The 22,561-nt window shown below is 38.5% G+C and carries 21 protein-coding genes; 10 read left to right on the top strand and 11 right to left on the bottom strand.

Going from position 1 to position 22,561, the window contains the following annotated elements; genetic code table 11:
* Positions 1–122: 122 nt before the first annotated feature.
* Together U8526_RS08030 and U8526_RS08035 are read right to left on the bottom strand one after the other, a co-directional pair.
* Complete coding sequence (locus tag U8526_RS08030) at positions 123–590, bottom strand: LPXTG cell wall anchor domain-containing protein (protein WP_334341432.1); 468 nt, start codon at positions 588–590, stop codon at positions 123–125.
* Between the two features lie 113 nt (positions 591–703).
* The gene (locus U8526_RS08035; RefSeq protein ID WP_334341433.1) at positions 704–1,216 is read right to left on the bottom strand and encodes a GNAT family N-acetyltransferase; all 513 of its coding nucleotides are present in this window, start codon (positions 1,214–1,216) and stop codon (positions 704–706) included.
* A gap of 95 nt (positions 1,217–1,311) precedes the next feature.
* Between U8526_RS08035 and tpx the strand changes: the two genes are divergently transcribed.
* Positions 1,312–1,806 (top strand): thiol peroxidase, encoded by a 495-nt coding sequence (gene tpx / locus U8526_RS08040; RefSeq protein ID WP_334341434.1) that lies wholly within the window; start codon positions 1,312–1,314, stop codon positions 1,804–1,806.
* A gap of 116 nt (positions 1,807–1,922) precedes the next feature.
* On the opposite strand, the gene U8526_RS08045 is transcribed toward tpx, so the two are convergent.
* Positions 1,923–2,684, bottom strand: coding sequence for a flavodoxin family protein (locus U8526_RS08045; RefSeq protein ID WP_334341435.1), 762 nt, complete (start codon positions 2,682–2,684; stop codon positions 1,923–1,925).
* Positions 2,685–2,794: 110 nt separating this feature from the next.
* Here U8526_RS08045 and U8526_RS08050 point away from each other — a divergent pair, with 110 nt between their 5' ends.
* The 4 genes from U8526_RS08050 (at position 2,795) to U8526_RS08065 (ending at position 11,364) form a co-directional block, all read left to right on the top strand.
* Positions 2,795–3,436 carry an SDR family oxidoreductase gene (locus U8526_RS08050; RefSeq protein ID WP_334341436.1) on the top strand — a complete coding sequence of 214 codons (642 nt, stop codon included), beginning with the start codon at positions 2,795–2,797 and terminating at the stop codon, positions 3,434–3,436.
* 757 nt (positions 3,437–4,193) lie between these two features.
* Positions 4,194–5,534, top strand: a complete 1,341-nt coding sequence (locus tag U8526_RS08055) for an NCS2 family permease (RefSeq protein ID WP_334341437.1) — start codon at positions 4,194–4,196, stop codon at positions 5,532–5,534.
* Positions 5,535–5,760: 226 nt separating this feature from the next.
* Positions 5,761–8,928, top strand: coding sequence for a lectin-like domain-containing protein (locus tag U8526_RS08060; protein ID WP_334341438.1), 3,168 nt, complete (start codon positions 5,761–5,763; stop codon positions 8,926–8,928).
* A 138-nt stretch (positions 8,929–9,066) separates the two neighbouring features.
* On the top strand, positions 9,067–11,364 hold the full coding sequence (locus tag U8526_RS08065) for a hypothetical protein (RefSeq protein WP_334341439.1): 2,298 nt from the start codon (positions 9,067–9,069) through the stop codon (positions 11,362–11,364).
* A gap of 61 nt (positions 11,365–11,425) precedes the next feature.
* On the opposite strand, the gene U8526_RS08070 is transcribed toward U8526_RS08065, so the two are convergent.
* Positions 11,426–13,339, bottom strand: a complete 1,914-nt coding sequence (locus tag U8526_RS08070; protein WP_334341440.1) for a heavy metal translocating P-type ATPase — start codon at positions 13,337–13,339, stop codon at positions 11,426–11,428.
* Positions 13,340–13,460: 121 nt separating this feature from the next.
* Here U8526_RS08070 and U8526_RS08075 point away from each other — a divergent pair, with 121 nt between their 5' ends.
* Entirely contained in the window at positions 13,461–13,820 is a 360-nt protein-coding gene (locus U8526_RS08075; RefSeq protein ID WP_334341441.1) for an ArsR/SmtB family transcription factor, read from the top strand.
* Between the two features lie 251 nt (positions 13,821–14,071).
* Here the strand turns inward: U8526_RS08075 and U8526_RS08080 are convergent, their stop codons facing one another.
* The 3 genes from U8526_RS08080 to U8526_RS08090 form a co-directional block, all read right to left on the bottom strand.
* Positions 14,072–14,842, bottom strand: coding sequence for an SPFH domain-containing protein (locus U8526_RS08080; RefSeq protein WP_334341442.1), 771 nt, complete (start codon positions 14,840–14,842; stop codon positions 14,072–14,074).
* An 18-nt stretch (positions 14,843–14,860) separates the two neighbouring features.
* Positions 14,861–15,172 carry a toxin-antitoxin system HicB family antitoxin gene (locus U8526_RS08085; RefSeq protein WP_334341443.1) on the bottom strand — a complete coding sequence of 104 codons (312 nt, stop codon included), beginning with the start codon at positions 15,170–15,172 and terminating at the stop codon, positions 14,861–14,863.
* An 86-nt stretch (positions 15,173–15,258) separates the two neighbouring features.
* Positions 15,259–16,071 (bottom strand): glycosyltransferase family 8 protein, encoded by an 813-nt coding sequence (locus U8526_RS08090; protein ID WP_334341444.1) that lies wholly within the window; start codon positions 16,069–16,071, stop codon positions 15,259–15,261.
* Positions 16,072–16,533: 462 nt separating this feature from the next.
* Here U8526_RS08090 and U8526_RS08095 point away from each other — a divergent pair, with 462 nt between their 5' ends.
* Complete coding sequence (locus U8526_RS08095) at positions 16,534–16,944, top strand: peptide deformylase (protein ID WP_334341445.1); 411 nt, start codon at positions 16,534–16,536, stop codon at positions 16,942–16,944.
* A gap of 333 nt (positions 16,945–17,277) precedes the next feature.
* Here U8526_RS08095 and U8526_RS08100 read toward each other — a convergent pair whose 3' ends face one another.
* On the bottom strand, positions 17,278–18,918 hold the full coding sequence (locus U8526_RS08100) for an Nramp family divalent metal transporter (RefSeq protein WP_334341446.1): 1,641 nt from the start codon (positions 18,916–18,918) through the stop codon (positions 17,278–17,280).
* Positions 18,919–18,948: 30 nt separating this feature from the next.
* A complete protein-coding gene (locus tag U8526_RS08105) occupies positions 18,949–19,389 on the bottom strand; it encodes a universal stress protein (protein WP_334341447.1) in 441 nt (146 codons plus the stop codon).
* 402 nt (positions 19,390–19,791) lie between these two features.
* Between U8526_RS08105 and U8526_RS08110 the strand changes: the two genes are divergently transcribed.
* Both U8526_RS08110 and U8526_RS08115 read left to right on the top strand, forming a co-directional pair.
* Positions 19,792–19,953 (top strand): hypothetical protein, encoded by a 162-nt coding sequence (locus U8526_RS08110; protein ID WP_334341448.1) that lies wholly within the window; start codon positions 19,792–19,794, stop codon positions 19,951–19,953.
* Between the two features lie 38 nt (positions 19,954–19,991).
* Positions 19,992–20,663, top strand: a complete 672-nt coding sequence (locus U8526_RS08115) for a metal-dependent transcriptional regulator (RefSeq protein ID WP_334341449.1) — start codon at positions 19,992–19,994, stop codon at positions 20,661–20,663.
* A 45-nt stretch (positions 20,664–20,708) separates the two neighbouring features.
* On the opposite strand, the gene U8526_RS08120 is transcribed toward U8526_RS08115, so the two are convergent.
* The gene (locus U8526_RS08120; RefSeq protein WP_334341450.1) at positions 20,709–20,960 is read right to left on the bottom strand and encodes a Mor transcription activator family protein; all 252 of its coding nucleotides are present in this window, start codon (positions 20,958–20,960) and stop codon (positions 20,709–20,711) included.
* Positions 20,961–21,076: 116 nt separating this feature from the next.
* On the opposite strand from U8526_RS08120, the gene U8526_RS08125 reads away from it, so the two are divergent.
* A complete protein-coding gene (locus U8526_RS08125; protein WP_334341451.1) occupies positions 21,077–22,069 on the top strand; it encodes a helix-turn-helix transcriptional regulator in 993 nt (330 codons plus the stop codon).
* An 8-nt stretch (positions 22,070–22,077) separates the two neighbouring features.
* On the opposite strand, the gene U8526_RS08130 is transcribed toward U8526_RS08125, so the two are convergent.
* Complete coding sequence (locus tag U8526_RS08130) at positions 22,078–22,506, bottom strand: MarR family winged helix-turn-helix transcriptional regulator (RefSeq protein WP_334341452.1); 429 nt, start codon at positions 22,504–22,506, stop codon at positions 22,078–22,080.
* Positions 22,507–22,561: the final 55 nt, after the last annotated feature.

The following is a 22,561-nucleotide window of genomic DNA, read 5'->3' on the forward strand; positions in this document are numbered from 1 at the left end:
ATATATCCTCCCTGATATAGAAAATTATTTTTGTTTTTGTCTTTCTTGATTACAATTAGATAATAACAAATTTTACGAACCGTACATCTCATAATTTGTAAAAGTTATTTATCGGAATTGAATCAATTTGTTACCTTTGAAACGTGTAAAGATTGAAAGCTTTTCCGGAACTTCAATCCATAAAAAGCGAATAGACCAATCAAAATAGTAAAGCCTAAAATGACTAATCCGGTATCATGTGCATCTCCCGTTTGTGGGTATGTCGACATGTTGTTGACGCTGACTGACGGAATATAGTCAGTATCTTTAGCCTGTGTTTGTGTACCGGTACTTGTTCCGGTATTATCACCAACTAAGACGTTAGCATTGGTTGCTCCCCCGCCTGCGCCTGAAGCATCGCTATCAGACGTCTTGGCAAGTACCGCAACTGGTGCTGCAGCGCCATTCCCTGCCGTGTTGTTAGATTCAGCAATAACTTTGTTAATGCTGAATCCTGCAACCACACCTAATAATATAACGGCAATTGCGAAGAAACCGACTATTCGCTTTTTGACTGTGAGACTTTTTCTAGTTCTCATCTTTCTTTTCATATAAAAAACCTCTCATCAAAAGTCAGTCTATTTTCTCCTTACAACAAGTATAGTACCATCCGTATATCGTTTACTTGCTCCGAAATAATTAAGAATTTCTTACAAAAAGTGAATCATTTCTTCAAAAGGTAATATTTCACCATATTGCTCTGTGTGGCGAATGGAAGCGCTTGGTCGGCACTATAAATGTATTTGAATCCTAATTTTTCTAAAACCTTTTGTGGAACCTGATTATTCTCTTCGGTAGATGACCAAATCTCGGTTAAATGCTCTTGATTGAATCCGTAATCAACCACTAATTGAATAGCTTGAGTAGCGTAACCTTTGCGACGATACTTTTGATCGACTACAAAGCCAATTTCTCTTGTTGCCGCAAGGTCTGCGTACTCCCCTCGATGATTGATTTCGATTATTCCTACCATTGTATTGTTTTTTACTTCGGCAATCACATGAGAATCATCTCTTCTCTTATACATCTCAAACAACTCATGAACATAGCTTGGATCGATGCTGTATTCCAATCCTGCCAGCTCATGATTGGTTCTATCACCTACTAAGGCTTGGAACTGGGGAAAGTCTGTTTCTTGGAAATCTCTTATCTTGATATCTTTTCCTTCTATTAACATGTTGTAACCTCTAATTTACAATCTAATTTCTAGGTTTTTATTTAGCCCTAACTTATAATAAATCTAGTATTTAAAAAGAAAGGGTGAATATTCGTATGAATTTGGAATTTAAAGGACAAACTGTTGCCACTATTGGTCAACCTCTTGCTGTTGGGGACAAGTTCCCTGACTTTACTGTATATAATAAGAACAATCAAGAAGTTAAGCTCAGTGATTTACTCGACAAACCACTTCTGATCAGTGTTGTACCTAATATCAATACTAGTGTCTGCAGTATTCAAACTAAACGTTTCAATGAAGAAGTCGACGGTCACACGGCTATCAACTTCGTCACCATTTCCACTAATACCGTTGAGGAGCAAAATCACTGGTGTGCTGCCGAGAATGTTAAGAACATGCAAATGCTAGCTGACGTTGATCGTGACTTTGCTAAGAAATCGAATCTTTGGATCGAAGACTTAGACATCTTGGCACGTTCGGTCTGGGTAGTTGACCCTAACGGTGAAATCACTTATTCTGAGGTTGTTCCGGTGCAAACTGACGAACCAAGTTATGACAAGGTGCTGGATCAAATTAACCAAATGAACTAGAACCATTGAACTAATTCAACATTTGTAAAAATTCCTATACAAATGCGTTGAACCATTCCTGATAATAACAAGAAATCTCGATCAATTCCTAACAAATTGACCGAGATTTTTTTATTTTAGCGACGACGATGCTTAACAAAAGTCATAAAGTGCAAGATGCAAGCCAGCAAGACAAAGAAAATTACCGTAAAACTAGCGTAATTCAACCAGAAATTATTACCGATCCAGTTTGTGAGTGGCAATTGAATCCCCATTGTTATTAGTGCCATAACGGCAATCATAAAGAATAGCTCTATATATCTTTTCACGGTTGAATCATCCTTTCTCTTCCTGACAGAAATCTTTTTAGCGTATTTTTGACACAGTTTCTTCTTATTATATGGAATGGTTTTCATGCCAAATGTATTAGGCAAAACTATTTCTCCAACTTTTATCACGCCAGCAGCTGACATCACTCGATCGATGGTTTTAAATGAATCGTCGGTGACGCCGGTGACAAAGTTCTCTAATGTAGAAACGTAACAAGATGAAATACTCAAATAGTGCTTATTCTTGAATTGACCAGGTATCGTATCGCCATTTTGTTTGAAGTAAACGAATTTTGGACGCATGCAGTCAAAGAAATTCTTCAAAACACCCGACAATTCACGCCAATAAGTCGGTGCAGCAAAGACCCAGACATCACTGTCCATTAATTTCTGAGCTAATTCATCCAAAACAGGATTATCCTCATGATACTTGTGTGGCGTAATATCATAATTCTCTAAAAAAATTGTCTCCGTTTCGACTCCACTATCAACATTTTTCAACACTTCATCCAACATTTGGGCATTGAGACCATGTTCTTGATGTGAAGCCAAAATCCCTAATATTTTCATACGCATTTTCCCCTTTGTATATAAGTCTAATATACTCAAATATAAGATTCAAAACACTAGCATTATTAAAAATTTGTTGATACAGTATGGTTAACTAAGGAGGTCTGAGTATGAAAGTTCTTATAATTGGTGCCCACGGCAAGATAGGACACTTACTGATTGGTGAATTGCAATCAAGGAACATCGAATTTGTTGCCGGATTGCGTAGTCAAGAACAGATCAAGGCCTACAACGAAAACAATATTGAGACTCAATTTATCGATTTAACCGCTTCTCTAGACGATATTAAGAATTCAATAGAAGAATCCGATGCCGATGTAATCGTCTTCTCAGCTGGATCTGGTGGTGCTAGTGATGCTTTAACTATGGAAATAGATCTCGATGGTGCTATCAAAACGATGATGGTAGCCGAAGCAATCGGGATCAAACGCTACATCATGGTTAGTTCTGTTTACAGCGATAACCGCAACAAATGGAGTGCCTCTGGAATCAAACCATATATGATTGCCAAACATTATGCCGACGATCACTTACGTGGAACCAGCCTAGATTACACAATCATTCACCCCGGAACCCTAACTAATGAAGACGGCACAGGCAAAATCAAGCTGTTGGGACCAAACGAAAATGACACAATTCCAAGAGTAGACGTCGCCAAAGCAATCGCCCTAATCATCCAAAATTCATCCACAATCGGCAAAGAATACACCTTTGCAAGTGGAGATCAACCAGAAGAAGACATTTTTAGCTAAGTAAGGCGGTATAGAATAAGTACCCGTCCTCCGCAACAAGGCCGATTGGTCTGGAACGCTGTGGACACTGATTTGAACCAATTGAAGACCACAACTGTTTCAAATACAGGTCTTATACTAAGCGATAAATCGCTAAGTATAATTTCACGGCTGAGACCAATCGGCCTTGTTACTCCAGACTAATGTGTTGTTCTATCGTTTATATATTCTTAGGATACTAATATAGTAGAAATAACGTTTATAAAAACAGATATTCAGACATATTAGTTCAATTGATGAGCCCTGCTGCCTTTTTGAGTCTAACTTCATCTGATTTTACATAGAACTAAAAACTACCCATATATCGCATCTCCAATAAATAACAATAGAAACAGAAATCCAGTCGGTGGTTGAAAATCTGTGGGCCCTAAGTGGTGAAATTCTACTTAGCTTGCGAAGCAAGGTTAGTAGAAGACCGGACTTGGAGATCCATGATTTTTCGCGAAGTGAAAAATTATTAGCTTCAAGCCGCGTCCGCCGCATTCCAAGCCCACAATAAAGAACTGATAACCTATTAGGCTATCTTTTTTTGTATATAATAGTTATTATTCGTTATTTAATTATAATAAACATTTAAATTTGTAAATAATTATATCTATATATCAATAATCCCGAACAATTATCCAAAACGTAGCTCAAATAAATCGTATTTTACTTGCTATTTTCCATAATTTTTGTAATACTTTCTAAGTAATAAAAAAACCTAGGGGGTTATATCATGGATTCTTCAACAGGTTCAAATCGTAGCTTCATTGAAAAATTGTTCCACTTGCAAGAAGCTCAGACTACTGTTAGACGCGAAATTCTAGCTGGTTTGACGACCTTCGTATCAATGGCCTACATCCTCTTTGTCAATCCGCAAGTTTTAGGGGTCGCGGGTATGAACAAAGGTGCTGTTTTCACAGCTACTGCACTTTCAGCAATCTTGGGTTCTATTTTAATGGCATTATTAGCTAATTATCCGATTGCAATTGCTCCAGGTTTGGGTGATAATGCCTTCTTCACCTACTCAGTTGTTCTCGCCATGGGTATTCCTTGGCAAACCGCAATGGCTGGAGTCTTCATGTCCAGTATTCTATTCTTATTGATTTCTGTATTAAAATTGCGTGAATTGGTAATCGACTCAATTCCACATGACTTAAAATTGGCCATGGCTTCTGGTATTGGACTCTTCATCGCTTTTGTTGGTTTGCAAGGTGGTGGCTTAGTTGTCAGCAGCAAGTCAACGCTTGTCGCAATGGGTTCACTAACTGTTCCAACAACTTGGTTAACAATTTTTGGACTAGTCGTAACTGGTCTATTAATGGCTAAAAAGGTGCCCGGATCAATCTTCATCGGTATGGTGTTGACTACTATTTTAGGATTGGTAACGAGATTAATTCCATTGCCAAAACAAGTTATCTCAACCATCCCAAGTATGAAACCAACTTTTGGTGTCAGTATCGCTCACTTACCTGATCTATCTGATCCCAAACTTTGGGCCGTTGTTCTAGTCTTCCTATTAGTTGCCTTCTTTGATACTGCTGGTACTTTGATCGGCTTAGCTGAACAAGCTGGCTTCATGAAGGACAACAAGATGCCTCGAATTGGTCGTGCTTTGATGGCTGATTCTATTTCTATGTTAGGTGGTGCAGTTATGGGTACTACTCCAACTGCCGCTTACGTTGAGTCATCTGCCGGTATCGCTGTTGGTGGACGTACAGGTTTAACATCGTTAGTTGTCAGTGTAATGTTTGCCATCGCTATGTTCTTCTCACCACTATTGACCGTCGTTACTTCAAACGTTACCGCTCCAGTATTGATCATTGTCGGTATCTTAATGGCCGAATCAATGAAACAAATCGACTGGAGCAAGTTTGAAATTGCTATGCCAGCCTTTCTTACTATTGTAGGTATGCCTTTGACATACAACATCTCTTACGGATTTGCTTTCGGAATCCTCTTCTACCCATTAACAATGTGGGCCGCAGGTCGTCGTAAGGAAGTTACACCTATTATGTACATTTTGTTCGTGGTATTCATTATCCTACTTTACTTTATTAATATTTTGCCAGGTTAAAATTGAATTTTAGAATTAAACAAGAAAAGATGGAAACTCCTTATGATAGGAAGTTCCATCTTTTTTAGTTTGTGGTTACGACATAAAATGTCGCCGCCATTACTATAATTATTAAAAAAATCAGTATTAATAAATCAATTTTTCTCTTTTTGATATAGTTATAAATATTTTTTAATAGTATTATATTTATAAAGATATGTAACATGTAATATAAGAGGGAATAAAAATGTATTATAAACAGAGACATAATCTATCCATTATAGTTATGCTCTTTTTTGCGTTAACCATCTTTTTTATGCACACAACTAGGATTCAAGCGGCGGATCAGTTTCCGTCATATTCTGACGTTTTAAAAGCAGCACCCAATGGAATAAAGATCGGTAATCTTTTTGAATATCCCACAACTTATACTGGAACTCCTGATACAAATAATTCTGTACAGATTCTAAAGGCTGATAAAACGAGTTCTAATCCTGTCGATGTTATTCAAATGACCGATGGTAACAAAGATGAAGTCGGATCTATCTGGGGAAGGATGACCAATCCAGACGATTCTTCCGAATCATACAATTATTTTGACTTAACTAAGGAGCAAACAATTACCGGTTGGATCTACGTAGGACCAACGTTCAACGTTTCCGGTGATGGGGTTGCTCTGGTATTACAGAATGATTCCAGAGGAAGCGACGCCATTGGACGTTATTATAAAAAAGCTGGACTAATATCTTTTTTGGATCCTGAAAAAAATTATCCAGCCTATGGTGAATCATTAGGTGTTTACGGAGGAATGGTCGCACCAAAAAGTCTCACTGACACCAGTACTATTGCTAGTTACGCTATTCAGAATAGTTTTGCACTCGAATTCGATGCCTTTAACAATTCAAGTTCAAACGCTGGTTTAAAAAATGGTACGCAACAGTATAACGACAACTCTACCAACGACCTCTTCGATGGCTTGTACGATAGTAAAAATACCCTTGAAGCTAAAGGCCAACACGTTGCTTGGACTTATCCGGGTGATCCCGATTCTTATGCTTTAAAGATGGCAAGCATTAATAACTTCTATGGTTTGCATCACCACAATGTTATTTTTAACGCAACTATCGGTGGCTATGATTCCAATACAAATAACACCGGTAAGGATGCTTGGCACCACTTCACTTTTACCTATAAACCTGATAAAGATGATAGTAATTATGGTTACATCAGCTATGTCTACAATGATCGTGAAACAGACGGAACTGTTAAGCCATACAGTACTTGGGACAAACGTCCTCGTGACATTGATGATCCTATTAAAATTGATCTACGAAAGTTTAATCTAAGCGACGGTCAAACTAAGATTCGTTGGGGATTCACTAGTTCTACAGGTTCTCCTGGTTCCACACCTGGATACAACGATGTCATCCTTGAAAAAATCCCCGCTGTGGCCAATGTTATTGATACATCAAGTCTTTACGATGTTACTCAAAAACGGGCTATCAAAGATCTTGACCGTCGTTCTGAAAATCCAACAGCCAGCGATTCTGATTATACCGTTGGCGACGGTGACAAATTGGCCTTCAACTATAATTTGAAATATGATTCTGGTGCCGTTGGTACTGGTGATATCACCGCTAAAATGCAGTTGCCACAACACGTGACTTATCAAAATGATAGTAACAATCATATTGGTGAGATCACCTATCCTGACGACCCTAATAGCGTTACTTACATTAGTGCTTCACAGTTAACCACAACTAAGAACGCTGATGGCGATGATGTCCAGACCCTTAATTTAGACCTTGGTGCCCTTTCCAAAAAGAGTACCGAACTGAATATCAAGATTTACGGGACTGCCAGTGCCCCTGTAAGTAATACTGTTACTTCAACCACAGTCGATCCCGAACATACCGCTTATAAGAGTGATTACTACAATGCTGATGTCATGAGTTATGGCTTCAAAATCACTAATCAGAAATTACAGATTACCGCAGATAAAGATTCAGAAACACAAACTATCAAGAAAACTAACGACTTAAAACTCAAGGGAACTGCCAGTTATTTGTTCAATTCCAAATTCAGTGGCGATGACCTATCAGCTTATGGTGAAGTTTTCGATAGCAACGGTAAAACTACTAATATGAAGAGTTCCTGGAGTGTACCCGTTGCAAAAGATGCTACAACTGGTGACTATTCACTCGACATCCCTAAAGAAACCTTGGATCCAGGTAGTTATAAAATCAAAGTATATCTTACCGATAGCCAGGGATTGGTTTCCAACACCGTAACCTACAACATCACCGTCACCGACAGTGAACTAGTGATTTCTCCTGACAAAATTAATATCACGGTCGATGATAATAAACCGGTCACGCTATCAGGAAGCTACAAGTATTCTGACAACTCAGCCTTTAAAGATGATAACGTCACTAAAACTTATGAGATCACTAATCCTGATGGTACAGTTCACAAGATAACCAAAACCATGGCACATGATGGCAAAATCGATATTGATTTGAAACCTATCGCCTACGACAAACCAGTCAGTCAAAGTTTAGAGGATTATCTCAAGAATCCCGCTGACGATAACGTCTTAACTGAAGGTAAAAATATTGTAAAAATTACCATTCAAGATGGCAAGTACGCTAGTGCCGAAACGACAGTAACCATCAATGTTCCTAAACTAACGCCAACTATCAAAGCGCAATCTAGCAATATAACTGTTCTTGGTGCTAGTGGCAAGGTTCATTTCCCAATGACTTTCACTTACGGCAGTGATTATACTTTGAATCAACACGATTTAACTGGTGTCTTCACCGTTGATGACCAGACGCCTATCAATTCTAAAATATCCAATCCCACTGAAGCTAAGGATTCAGCGTTCGACATGAGTTTCGACTTAACCGGCGATGAATTAAAATTGCCGACTGATAAAGATACTTCTGTGGTATCCGTCTACTTCACCGACCCTTATGGGCGAAAGACCAACACTGAATCCTTTAACTTGAAAATTTTAGCCAAAGCTTTGGAACTAGATTTTAACAATTATCGTTTCAAGACGATTGATCCCAAATCCTTCAAGCCTGGCTATATCAGTCGTGCCGGTGACTGGGATCTGGATGTGACAAGCTACAAGGCTGGCTGGGTTCTTAAAGCTGAGGCTGGTAACTTAGATTACGCTTCAACTAATAAGGCTTCTGATCTTTCAATGTCCTACATCAATAAAGATGGCTTAGCTATTCCTCTGAGCCTTGATCCGATGATTGCCAAAGATACTAATTTGGACGCTCACACGGTCGATATTAGTAACAAATGGAGTTCTGACGAAGGTATCCTGCTCAAAGCCGATACTTTACCGCAAGCTGGCGATTATCAAGGTACGATCTATTGGAATTTAACTGAAAGTTTATAAAAAGATAACCCCAATCGGTTATCTTTTTTATTTTTTAAATCATATTTATTGTATAAATAAAAAAATCAAATTGTATCATTTTCGACTTCATGGATATATTATAGAGTCAGAATATGGCATTTTGAGGATGTGATCAACATGATGATGAAGCAGAGGACTTTATTCATCCTGTTAACAAGTTTTTTGATAATAATTATAAGTACTTTATTTACTATTCCCGTACACGCCGATTCAGCTTATGACAAGGCTGTCAGCACTGCTCCACAGGGAATTAATATGTCTAACGGTAGATTTGCTATGCCTGTGACTGCCGCCGACGGTACCGTCTATAATCCGGGTGTTTCCAGTAAAGTTTTGGCTCCTAATAGCGATGGGACTAGTATTGTCCAAATTGTTAACGGTGGTTCTCAAGCTGGTGGTATCTGGGGTGACCCCGACAAACAAAATTACATCAGTACAGATAAAAAACAAACTCTCTCTATGTGGATGGTTATGACTAATTATAAGGATGCTACTAATAAGGGTGATGGCTTAGCTTTTGTTTTGCAAAATGATAGTCGAGGTACTAATGCCATCTCTAGTTACAGAGATTCGATTAATGTTGGTGAAACGCTTGGTGTTTGGGGATCAGATGTAAATCCCACCACCTCAGATGCCTCCACACTTAGTGCTCAGGCCATTCAAAATAGTTGGGCTTTGGAATTTGATCCTTTTCCAAATATTACTAAATTCAGTTCTAATGCCGAGACCGCTTACAACCAGCTTATGAATTCTGATCCTTCCAGTTCATTCGACGACGGCGATAATGGTGATACGTACTCACACATTGCTTCTGGATTTCCGGCACAGGCCAGCACGTACAATCCCGTTGCCATCTCTTATAAGCCGACGGTATTTAGCAGTGCCAAAAAAGCCTATTACTACACTATGAATCATTCCTTCCCTGGAAGTAAGGGGGATGATGATTTATTAGTTCCCGATATAATGAATACTAATAATTGGATACACTTAACCATTACTGTCGATTTTCCTAATAAACTTATTACTTATCACTACAATGATAAGAATCTTGATGGCAGCCCGATTACTAGTAGTAAAAATATTGCTGGCGTGGTCAAGTTATCTGACGCCGATGTCAACGGTACAGGACGTTTTGGTAAAATCAAAGATAACCGCTTGCTTTATGGCTTTACTGGTTCAACTGGTACATCCGCTGAAAATGGTTTGGTTATCTTTGAACAGATTCCTAGTTTCGTGGAGTCTAGTAACAGTTTTAACTTTGTTGATACTTCGAGAAATGATAAGGCTCTCACATCTGCAAAAGACTATGCTTACTCCGGCGATAATTTGAAGCTCAATTACAACCTTCACTACGATGATGGTAATGAAGATTGGGATTCAATCGAAAGCACGATCAACTTGCCACAAAACGTTACTTATAAAGCTGACGGTGACGGCAATATCGGTCAATTAACGGTCGGTTCAGATACGGTTAAAATTCCAGCTTCAGATATTAAGACGACTAATGGTATCTCAACTTTGACCTACACTTTGCCAAAGTCATTAAGCAGTACTGATCCTTCCGCAACAATCACTATTTACGGGACCGCAAATAAGGTAACCTCCAACACTACAGTTGCTGCACAGCATGCTAAATACGTTGGTACAAACTCGATCAGTGATGGTTACTCACCTATCTTCACTATTAAACAACCGGACCTCAATTTAACTTCAACGACTGACAATCCTTTGAAACTCAAGAAAAATCAGGATGCTAATATTGTGGGGAACGTCGCTTATGCCGACACTTCTAAAACAGTGACAAATGCTAACATGACAGTCCACACTATTTTAAATAATGGCACCGAAAAAACTTTTTCCATGAGTAGTAGTGATCCTGTCGGCCAACTGAAAGCTACTATTTCTAAGGATGACTTGTTGCCGGATAACACTTTGCAGGTCTATATCACTGACAATAACGGCGGTGTGTCTAACGAATTAACGTTCAATATCACGGTTGCTGGTGGGACAGTTTCTATTTCTCAATACCCCATCAATGGCTACTTCAAGTCTGTTAACGGCAGTACTTCAAAGAATCAATTGCTCGGTCGGACTGGCGACTGGGGCTTAGCTGTTAGCGATACGAGAGGTTCCGGTAATAGTTGGCGATTGACTGCCAATGCTTCTAAGTTGGTTAAGACTGGTACTACTACTGATTTCAATGGGGACGTTGTCTTCAAGAGTGGCGGTACTATCAATTCAATTGAAGGAAACGATGTTCAGATTGCTTCCGGAACTACTTTGAACGATAATTCCGTGACCGATATTAATAAACAATGGTCTGATAGCAGTGGTATTTTACTTGAAGCCAGTGGTGACAATTCTGCTGGTACTTACAAGGGTACGATTGTTTGGACCTTAGACGACAGCATGTAAATTTTAGATAAAGAAAAGAGACCATTCCTGGTCTCTTTTTTTGTTCTTATAACTCACAATCTTAGTTATCAAAATTAATGAATTGCAAACGGATCGCATTTAGTACGGCAATGATTGTTACACCAACGTCGGCGAAAACAGCTTGCCACATATTGACCATTCCTAGTGCTCCTAATAATAGGAACAAAATCTTGATGATCAAGGCAAAGGAGATATTCTCAACTACGATGCGACGGGTCTTTTTAGCTATCTTCATGGCTTCGGAAACTTTTGATGGTTCGTCGCCCATGATGACAATATCAGCTGCTTCAACGGCTGCATCTGAACCCAAACCACCCATCGCAAATCCGATATCCGCCGTCGCTAAAACGGGAGTGTCGTTGATTCCGTCACCAACAAAGGCAACTTTCTTGTTATTCTTATGTGATACTTTCAATAAATCATTGATGATCTCAACTTTATTTTCTGGCAAAAGGTTCGTGTAAACAGCACTCATCTGCAACTTCTTAGCCATTGCTTGACCAACAGTTTGATTGTCGCCTGTCAACATGACGTTCTTGTGAATGCCACGGTTGTTCAACAATTCAATTGCCTTTTGGGCGTCATTCTTTGGTACATCCGCAATCACAATGTCGCCCCAGAACTGGTTATCGACTGCGACATAAACGATCGTACCGACGGCATCTGTTTCAGTGAAAGTGATACCAGCTTGTTTGAGGGCTTTGGCGTTACCCACGATAACTGTTTGACCGTCGACTTCAGCGCTTAATCCGTGACCAGCCTGTTCGTCAGCTTTAACAATCGGGATCAAGTCTCCCTTGTAGGCTTGCAAAATTGATTTGGCGATGGGATGGGTCGAGTTCTTCTCAACACTGGCTGCCATCTGTAATAATTTTTGTTCTGAAATATTGACCGGATTGACTTGCACAACTGAGAATTGCCCTTTTGTCAGCGTTCCCGTTTTATCAAAAGCCACCGTATCCACGTCATTCAAGGCTTCTAAGTAGTTACTACCCTTAACGAGAATTCCCTGTTTGGAGGCAGCACCGATACCGCCGAAGAAACTCAATGGGACTGAAATAACTAAGGCACAAGGACAAGAAATTACTAGAAAAATTAATGCTCGGTAGATCCAAGTATTCCAATCACTCGTCACTAATGATGGCACTATTGCCAAGGCTACCGCTAGAAAAACGACGATTGGTGTATAAATTTTAGCAAACTTAGTGATAAATTTTTCTGTATCGGCCTTTTTATTGCTGGCATTCTCAACTAAATCCAAAATCTTGGCTACGGTTGAATCATTGTAAAGCTTGGTCACCTTGATCTGTAGTGTTCCCGTTTGATTGATTGAACCGCTCAAAGCAGTGTCACCCACCTTGATCGATTGCGGCATTGATTCACCAGTTAGAGCTGATGTATCAACCGCTGAACTACCAAGAATAACCGTTCCATCTAGTGGAATCTTCTCACCCGGTTTAACCAAAATCGTTTCACCAATTTGAACTAGATTAGGATCGACTACTTTATTTTGACGACCGGTAATCAAAGTTGCATAGGCTGGTTTCACTTCTAGAAGTGCAGAAATGGAACGTTTCGACTTGTTGACGGCAATATCTTCAAAGACATTACCCAACTCATAGAACAACATAACCGCAATGGCTTCGGGATATTGTTTGAGGATAATTGCCCCAATTGTCGCAATACTCATCAAGAAGTTTTCATCGAAGATCTCTCCGTGAAAAATATTCTTGATAGCTTGCCAAACGATCCGTGCTCCTATTACTAAATAGGCACTGACTAGTAAGACAATATTAAAAGGTTCCGGAACAAAGGAACTGGACCCGACTATCAATAAAATGAAGGCAACTAAAAGTCGCGTAATCGTCAGTTTCGTTTCCGAACTCATTTCACTTTTTATTTGTTTAGCTTTCTTTTTAACTTTGTAATCAGTTTGGACATTATATAATTTCATAACGTTGTCCTCCTTGAAAAGGTTTACATGTTCATCTGAATATATGAGCATTCATTCATATATGAATTATAATATAATGAGGTAACAGTTTGCAACCCAATTTTGATAAGAGGAACGAAAAATGTCAGAACAAAATTTTGAGGTCAAGCACCAACAAGCGCTTCACAGTTTGAAGCAGAATTTACCCGATGATACCGACTTGGAAGCTATGGTCAACATCTTCAAGGCTTTCGGCGATATGACCAGGGTCAAGATCATCCTAGCTTTGGCCGAAACACCACTAAGTGTTGGTGAGATTGCGGATACATTGGACATGAGCCAGTCCTCCATCTCCCACCAGCTCAGCATTTTAAAGCAATTAAATTTGGTCTCAAATGCCAGACGTGGTAGAAATATCCACTACCGTTTGAGCGACCAACATATTATTACGATCTTCAAACAGACTAAGGAACATATTATTGAGGACGATAATGATTTTTAATGCAAAAAAATTCCACTGAATAACTTAATTGGTTATTTTGGTGGAATTTTTGATTTTCTACGATAATGACTATTGAGAATGCAGCTACTATGATTCACTTCCAAAAAGATACTTGCCCATTTCTTCTTTTTGAAAAGAATTACGATATTTTTTTATCACCCTTTTATCTTTAAATGGGTTCAAATGTTTTGGAACATAAATGATTTCACCGTTACTTCCCTGATGAACGTTATAAATGTCTGCTTGAGGTTTTATGTAAGACCGATATCTTCTTTACTCATTACAACGGTATTGCTTGAAGATTGTGCCAAGGCTGCGAAGGCTTGGATTTGTTGATCTGTGAAGTATTTATTGTCAGCTGAGGCTAACATATCATTCAACTTCTTGATTTCGTATGCTTTGGCGTCGGCTCTGGCGATGGTTGCGGCTGCTTCGGCTTTGGCTGTTGAAACGGTTGCGTCGTTTCTAGCTTTGGTTTCGATTTCGATACTTCTAGCTTCACCATTGGCTTTGGCAATTGCGGCTGTCTTCTCACGATCGGCTCTGATTTGCTTCTCCATTGATTCAGTAATGGAGGCTGATGGTTTCAATTCATCGATATTTACACGGTCGACTTTGATTCCGTAGGTGTTAGTCAAGTCCCCGATGGCTGCGGCTAAGTCTGCGTTGATTTTTGAGGTTGATCCTAGTGCTTCGTTCAAGTCGATTTTACCAATAATATCACGTAAGTGTCCACGGACTAATTGCACCATTGATTCAACTGAATTGCTGTTCTCATATTCAAATTTACGTGCATCGGTTACATGATAATTTAGAGTAACGTTGGTTTGTACTTCAGCGTTATCTTTGGTAATAACGGAATATCCTTTTAAGGACAACGGTATCATTGCCAAGTCTACTATTCTGACTTTTTGAAAGATGGGTATGTAAAAACTCAAACCAGCGTTAACTTCACGCTTGTATCTCCCTAAAGTTTCAACCAATCCTACATGATTTTGACGCACTACCTTAAATCCAAACATTATTCCCCGCCTACTTTTCTATTTTAATTCCTGAATTGTCAGGATATTGCCGTTGGCTTTTATAACCTGATAATTGCGTTGGGTGTTAACTGAATCATTTGCCAGTAGATCATAGCGATAGTAGATACCTTTAACCTCGACCAAGTCGTTTGCCATATTGATCTTATCCCCTCTGACGATAGATCCTACAATTTGGCGCTGTTCGAGGTTATTTGTAGGTACAGCTTCACTCAATTTGGTGACAATATAATTATTAACACTGCGATTTTCACGTCCGGCATCTTCTGCGATCCGTTCGTACAAATCTTTGTCTAGTCTTAATGTAATCATTTTATCTGCCATGTCTGTATTATAGCACCTTTATGTCAAAGTGATATCACTTTGATGTGATTTTTTTTACAAAATAAAAAAGCCTACTAATGTAAGCTTTTGGCAACATGCGCATAATGTTTGTATAATCCTGAATAACGCTCTTTGTAGTCTGGCTTCCAAGGCTTGTCGCGGCCACAGAAGTGCAGAATCGAGGTATGTTCGATCACCCAATCGATATCCCAGACACCATTACTCTTAGCGTAATAAAGTGGATTCATTCGAGCATCATAATTGTAGAGTTCATCAGGGATCTTCTTGATGTGCTGTCCGTAGAGTCCATTTAAGATATCTTGGTCTGGTAAAAATAATGCCAAATTTTTGATTCTGATATAGCCATAGATATCTTCAGCTTTGACATGGGCCCGTTCTTCGGGTAGATTCATCAAAATAACACCGGAATTGTAATAGCCGTCAGTATCATAGTTACCTAAACGGATCTTATTCAATGAATCAGTTACATCCAGTGCGACGTGGCTGGCAGCTGCGTACCAGTAACCATTGAAGTCCAAGTTATATAACTTTTTCAGATCATTGATTACTAAGACATCAGTATCGAGATAGAGGACTCGTTTCAAATTCTTAGGTAGGTATTCGTAGGCCAACAGGCGGTAGTAAATCGTCTTCGGATAGCGGTCGGTTACTGGTGCCTTGTCGAAATGAGTGTTGGATACGATGATTGGATGATAATTCATTCCAAGTTTCTTGCAGACTTGGACAATTCTTTGGGTGTGGGTTAACTTCTTATCTTGAATTACGTATACGGAAAAATTTGGTGCGGTGGTGTTACGCTTGATTGAATATAAGACTGTTAACATTTGATCGACGACGTTGTCATCAATTGCGAATAATAAATTCATTGGTGATTCCCCCTCTGAATAGATTAACTACCTTCATTATAGCTGTTTGCCGGTTGAATCTGTTATCTTTCTTCGCTTATAATTAGAGCATTCTATAGGGTTCTTCCAAAAGTTTGGTAGTTTTGGGGATATACTTAAATTCCCGTCCTCCACAAAAATTGGGAATGCTGTTGGAACGCTATGGGCGCGATTTTGAACTAATTATTTTACACTTCGTGCAAAATAATGGATTTCAAAAGTCGACCTTATTGTAATCGGCAAAGCTGATAACAATAATTTCATAGCTGAACGCATTCCCAATTCTTGTTCCGGACTAAAGAGTACTTCGATTGTTTAATTTGATACAAATGAAAATTAGTGAATTACACCTATTTAATATGTATTTTAACCAAAGTTTTTTTAAGTCCTCTATAGTCATTACTGACCTAAACTCAATCCAATAAAAATAAAGGAAATACAAAAATGATTAAACCGATAAACCACGATCAAGCACTTCTCAGTCAAAAATCTGAGCTGGCTACTAAAAATGATTCTCAAGTCGTTCAAGATTTGCTCGATACTTTGCAATCTCATTCTGAAAACTGTGTTGGTATGGCGGCTAACATGATTGGCGTCAACAAGCGTATCATCGCCTTTTCTATGGGTATTATGAATGTTCCAATGATAAACCCTTCTATTATAAGTATGCAGAATCCTTATCACACTTCTGAGGGTTGTCTTTCTCTTGATGGCGAACGTCCTACTAAACGTTTTAAGAATATTACGGTTAAGTATCTGGATGTTAACTTTCAAGAACATACACAGGAGTTCTCTGATTTTATTGCGCAGATTATTCAGCATGAAGTTGATCACTGTAATGGGATTTTGATTTAAAGACTTCGAATGATCAAGTACGTCTTATTTCATCATTGATAATTTCAACTTATCAAGTACATTTTTAAATATGCTTGATTATTTAGATAATAAAAAAACTAGAAAATCCTCTAATTGGATTTTCTAGTTTTTTGTTTTGGTTTTGTTTTAGAAATAATTTTGATTTCTTTGTTTTTTTTAATAACCATGGTTCTTGGCAATATAGTGGAAACGAGCTACGTAGGCCAATTTCTTCCAGTTTGCTACAGAACTGAAATCATCCGCAAGTTCGGCGGCTAATTCCAGTTCTTAGGCAAATCCTCGGAAATTCCCGGGCCTACTTCGCTCTCTTCTTTAACGATCTGCCACTGCTTCTCTATCGAATTCGGCTTCTGAACCGGCTTCTCTAGATAACTTAGCTAAGTGTTCATATGTTGATGATACGTGTTCACTTGCTAATTCTGTCTTCAACTTTTCATTACCTTTATGCATATCAACCAAGGTCCATACTAACAAGGCTACTACGGCTATAATCAATACCCAAGCAATAATATCGGCTTGTGTTGATTGTGTAGCTGTAATTCCGTCTCCATAGAAGGCTTTGATTTGATCTGGTAATCCGTAAAGGTTCAAGAATGTTAAGGCTAATACTGAGAACCAACCGAATCCTTTGATCCAGGCTGCGTTTTTAAATTTCTTACCCATTTCGGTAGCACTGTCGGTCATTAATAGTAATGGCAACATTGAGAATGGTAAGGCGAAGGCTAGGAATACTTGTGAGTTGTTCATCAAATCATTCAAAGCCACGTGTTCATCGATTGAACTCTTACCGCTTGTTAACATAACACAGATAAGAACTGGGATAACTGATAACAAACGTGTTACTAAACGACGTAACCATAGAGGCATCTTCATGTGAACGAAACCTTCCATAATAACTTGTCCTGAAAGTGTTCCGGTAATTGTTGAATTTTGACCTGAAGCCAAAAGGGCAACAGCGAACAATGTTGAAAGAATACCTGACTTAGCAACGGCAATCAAAACGCCATTACTTAGAGTTGATGTATCTGATAATGCTTGGTACAAACCGAAGAATGATGGATCTTTAACGGCACCACTCTTGAAGACGGCAACACCCATGATCAATAGCAAGGCATTAACGAAGAATGCGGCTGTTAATTGGATATTTGAATCCCATGCTGAGAAACGTACGTTTTGAGCAACTGATTTTTCATCAGCGTGATCAACTTTTCTTGTTTGAGAAATAGCTGAATGTAGGTACAAGTTATGAGGCATAACTGTGGCACCAATAATTCCTAATGCACCTTGAAGAGGTGTTTGTCCACCAACTGATGGATGTGTAGCGAAAGTTTTGCCTGTTGGAAGTAATCCAGCAAAGGCAGCACTCCAGTTAGGATTTGATAATGCAACTTGATAAACGAATACGAATAAAATAACAAGAATTAAACATACAACGATAGCTTCAATTTTTCTGAAACCGATCTTAGTTAATAATAACAATACTAATACATCACCAACGGTGATAAATACGGCGATTACTAATGGAATATTGAATAATAGGTATAAAGCAATCGCACCACCGATAACTTCGGCAATATCTGTCGCCATAATAGCGAACTCAGTTAAAATCCATAAAACAATTCCTAATGATCTACTTGTTCTAGCACGAATTGCTTGCGCTAGATCCATCTTACTCACGATGCCTAGTTTAGCAGCCATATATTGTAACAACATGGCAATTAAACTAGACAAAAGAATAACTGACATTAATAGGTATTGGAAATTTTGACCACCGGTGATTGATGTTGACCAGTTACCTGGATCCATGTAACCAACGGCAACTAAAGCCCCTGGACCTGAGTATGCAAGTAAAGTTTTGAAAAAGCCTTTGTCCTTTGGAACATCGACTGTACCATTGATCTCTTCTAGCGAAGGACCATTGGCATATTGGATTAATTTACGCTTTTCAGCCATATTAATCTCCCCTTATATTTGAATTTGGTTTTAGCGAATGATCATCACAGAAATAGGTGAATATTTCGCCATATATGCGGCTTGAGAACCGAAGTACTTCTTAATCCCCTTCTTAGATAACGAACCGATCACTAACAAATCAGCGTCTGCGGAAGGAATGATATCTTTCACGATTGTCTCGCCGGGATCCCCTTCACCAATCATAAGTTCGACCTTTTGGACTCCAGCATCCAAGGCAACTTTACGATACTCTTGCATATGCTCTTCTAGATCTTTACGCTCACCGTGAACATAATCTCTAGTTAAGGCTTGATATACATTCATATCTCCGCTTTCCAATATGGAAGTGATAATCAAAGTTGAATTGTCTTTGATACAACGGTGCATAGCATATCTAAATGCCATTTGTGCATCATCAGAATCATCAACACCAACCAAGACACGTTCAAATGTGTTGTTTTGCTTTGACATTGGTTTCTTTCCTCCAATTTATTTTTACCAGACAAGTACGTCTTGCCTTTCCAAAAACCATTCTACCGCATTTTAAATCTATGTAAACTATTTTTTAAGGCTGCCTAATAAAAAAGTACAATTGGTAATTTTTATGCAAAAATTTCAGAAAACGATTACTTGCCCGTTATAAAGACTTTTGAGGCTACCTAATGTGATATAGCAAATTAATCTTAACCCCCTCTTAACTATTTTAAATAAAATTTTTATGTTATATTAAAGCCGTTACCGACGGAGTTATAGCGTCTCATGAATATAAATTTCGAGTGGTATCTCTATATAATGGCATTTATATTTATGTTTAACTATTTTTATTAGGTCAAACTAATAAAGTACTCCAATTATTATTAATGGAGGAACATCATGCGAAAAGAAACACATCAAGAAGTTATCGACGAGGTCAACAATGAGGAGTTTCTAACCAATAACTGGCTAACTTCCGAAGTTCTAGTTGGTATGTATTCGAGGATTTTTACTAATTCCCTACTATTAGATGACATGATCTTCAAAAATCGCAGAAAATAGGTTGAAAGAACCTTATTAAGAAAAAGTGGTGAACGACTTTGAACGACCTGAATTTTTTACGACTCATTTTCGAACTCGGCGGCAGTTTCCAAAACGTCAACAATATCGACTTAGCTATCAAAGCTAATGTCAGTAAGGCTTCCATTTCTGACCGTACGCAACATCTGTCAAAGTTAGGCTTGGTTAAGTATACGAAATATTACGGCAGCAAATTGACTAAAAAAGGTTTGAATGACGTCATCCCTTTAATTCAACAGCACCGTTTAATAGAAACTTGGCTTTACGAAAAACTGGATATTCCACTAAGCGACATCTACGATAAGGCCACGACTTTATCGGATCATCCCGATTTACTATTGATTGATCGGTTAAATATCCATCTGGAATATCCCCAGACTTGTCCACACGGCAACGTCATTCCAATTAATTCCGCTATTCCTATTTTTCCCAGTGAATCTTTGTTAGCGAGTCAAAACATTTCTGACACAACTTTCCAAATCGTCAACTTTACCGAAGATTCCTATCTATTTAAAATTCTCAGTAACATTGATATAAAACTCTCTGATTCCATTCGAATCCTCAACATCAATGATTACGATCACTCAATGGTCATCTTGAATCTGCGTAACAATTTAAAACAGATTCTTCCTAAGAACATTACGAAGATGATCCACATCGAAAAAGTTAAAGAGACACAAAAAAGCGTTTGAGTAGGCATGATTGTAGTAAAATCACGCGTTGTCAAACGCTTTTTTTTATTTGCTGGCTTCTCTGATCCAACGTGGCGAGTAACCATATTTTCTCGATAATTCCATAATTTGATCAGACTGTACATTCATTTTTTGTAATTTTTTACGTAATTTATTAGCATCGTAGAGACGCATTGGCAACTGTAATTGCATCCCACAGTAGTTGTCACGGACTTTTAACATTGCTTCCACGCCGATAACTTCCGCTAACCCTTTGTATGATTCGTTTAAAATTTCATAGTCAACTTTTTCAGACATATTTATCACCTAATTTTCCTTAATTCAACAATCTTATTATTAACCTTCTATCACTAAGTACCTTATAATATCCGGTAGACAGGATACGTCCATTTACGTCGAAGGAGGAAAAAATTTTGAATACATCCGAACGTCGATTCTCCATATATATCCAACTATTAGACAACCAAATCCTCAATAAAAGCGATTTGGCAAATAAATATGATGTAACGCCTCGAGCAATTCAACGTGATATCAGCCAAATTAATTCGGCTTTTGCTGACAATGCTCTCCCCTACACAATTCAATATGAAAAAAGTAACGGCGGCTATCACTTGCACAGTGACCAACACGTTATTAATGCCCAAGAAATTCTAGCTTTAATCAAAATTTTATTGGCCAGTCGTGCCCTCAATGAAGATGACCTTCGCAATACTATCAGTGGTCTTTTGAATCTAACCCCTAGCAGCACCCGTAACGAAGTTAGCCCTCTACTACAAAATGAGATTTTTAACTATACACCTTTGCAGAATCAACAACCATTACTCGATAAAATTTGGAATTTGAGCAAATATATTATTCAAAACCGCTCTGTCCAAATTAAATACCGTCGGCAACATTCTGAAGTCGTCACACGTGATGTTTTACCACAGGCTTTGATTTTCTCAGAGTACTATTTCTATTTGGTTTCCTACAATCCTGACTATAAGGCCAGTTTACTTTATCGAGTTGACCGTATCGAAGACTATCATCCCAATGGTCGAATTGAGTTAGGCTACCAAGAACGTTTTGAAGAAGGTAAATTCCGTCAAAGAATCCAATTCATGTACCCTGGAAAATTAACTCACATCAGATTTCAATACTGGGGCATCGTTGAGGCAGCGCTGGATCGTATTCCGACTGCTAAAGTATTTGCACGCTGTAACCCCAATGGTGACGCTATTCCTGACACCAGTTCTGATCAGCCTCGAAAGGGCGGCAGTGTCATTATCGAAGCCGATACTTTTGGTGAGCGTGGCATTATGATGTGGCTTTTGAGTCAGGGACAAAACGTTAAGGTCTTATCGCCACAAAGTTTAATCGACAATATCAAAAAGGAAGCTCAATCCATACTCAAACGGTATGATTAAGCTCCCTTTTATTTCTCAATTGGATCGACAATAGTTGAAACAACTGCTTCTATGGAAGAAACTAATGGACTATCTTTTTGAATTCCGGCTTTCACAAAGCGGTCTTCCCACCATTGACTACGAATCTTCTGAACTTTGTCGACAATTTGCTTACCTTCATCAGTGAGGTTGAGAACCTTGGTTTTCCCTGCCCCATCAGACTTTGTCAGGTAATTCAACTTGTTCATTTTATTGATTTCTCTAGTGGCTAAGCCCTTGTCGATAACTAAAGAACGGGCCACTTGATTCTGGCTAATATTTTCATAATCACTTACAGCCAATAAAATACAAGCTGCGGTCGGATTCAAGTTAATTTGATTGAATTCTTCCCGTGTATCCTTGTAATATTGACGGTGTAAGATAGAAATATCTTGTGCTAAGTATCCGATATTTTTCATTCACTTTCACTCCATGAAAAGATTTACGTGTTGACAAATCAACACAAATGCTTTA

Source organism: Companilactobacillus sp. HBUAS56275, assembly GCF_036913655.1.
Taxonomy (GTDB): domain Bacteria; phylum Bacillota; class Bacilli; order Lactobacillales; family Lactobacillaceae; genus Companilactobacillus; species Companilactobacillus pullicola.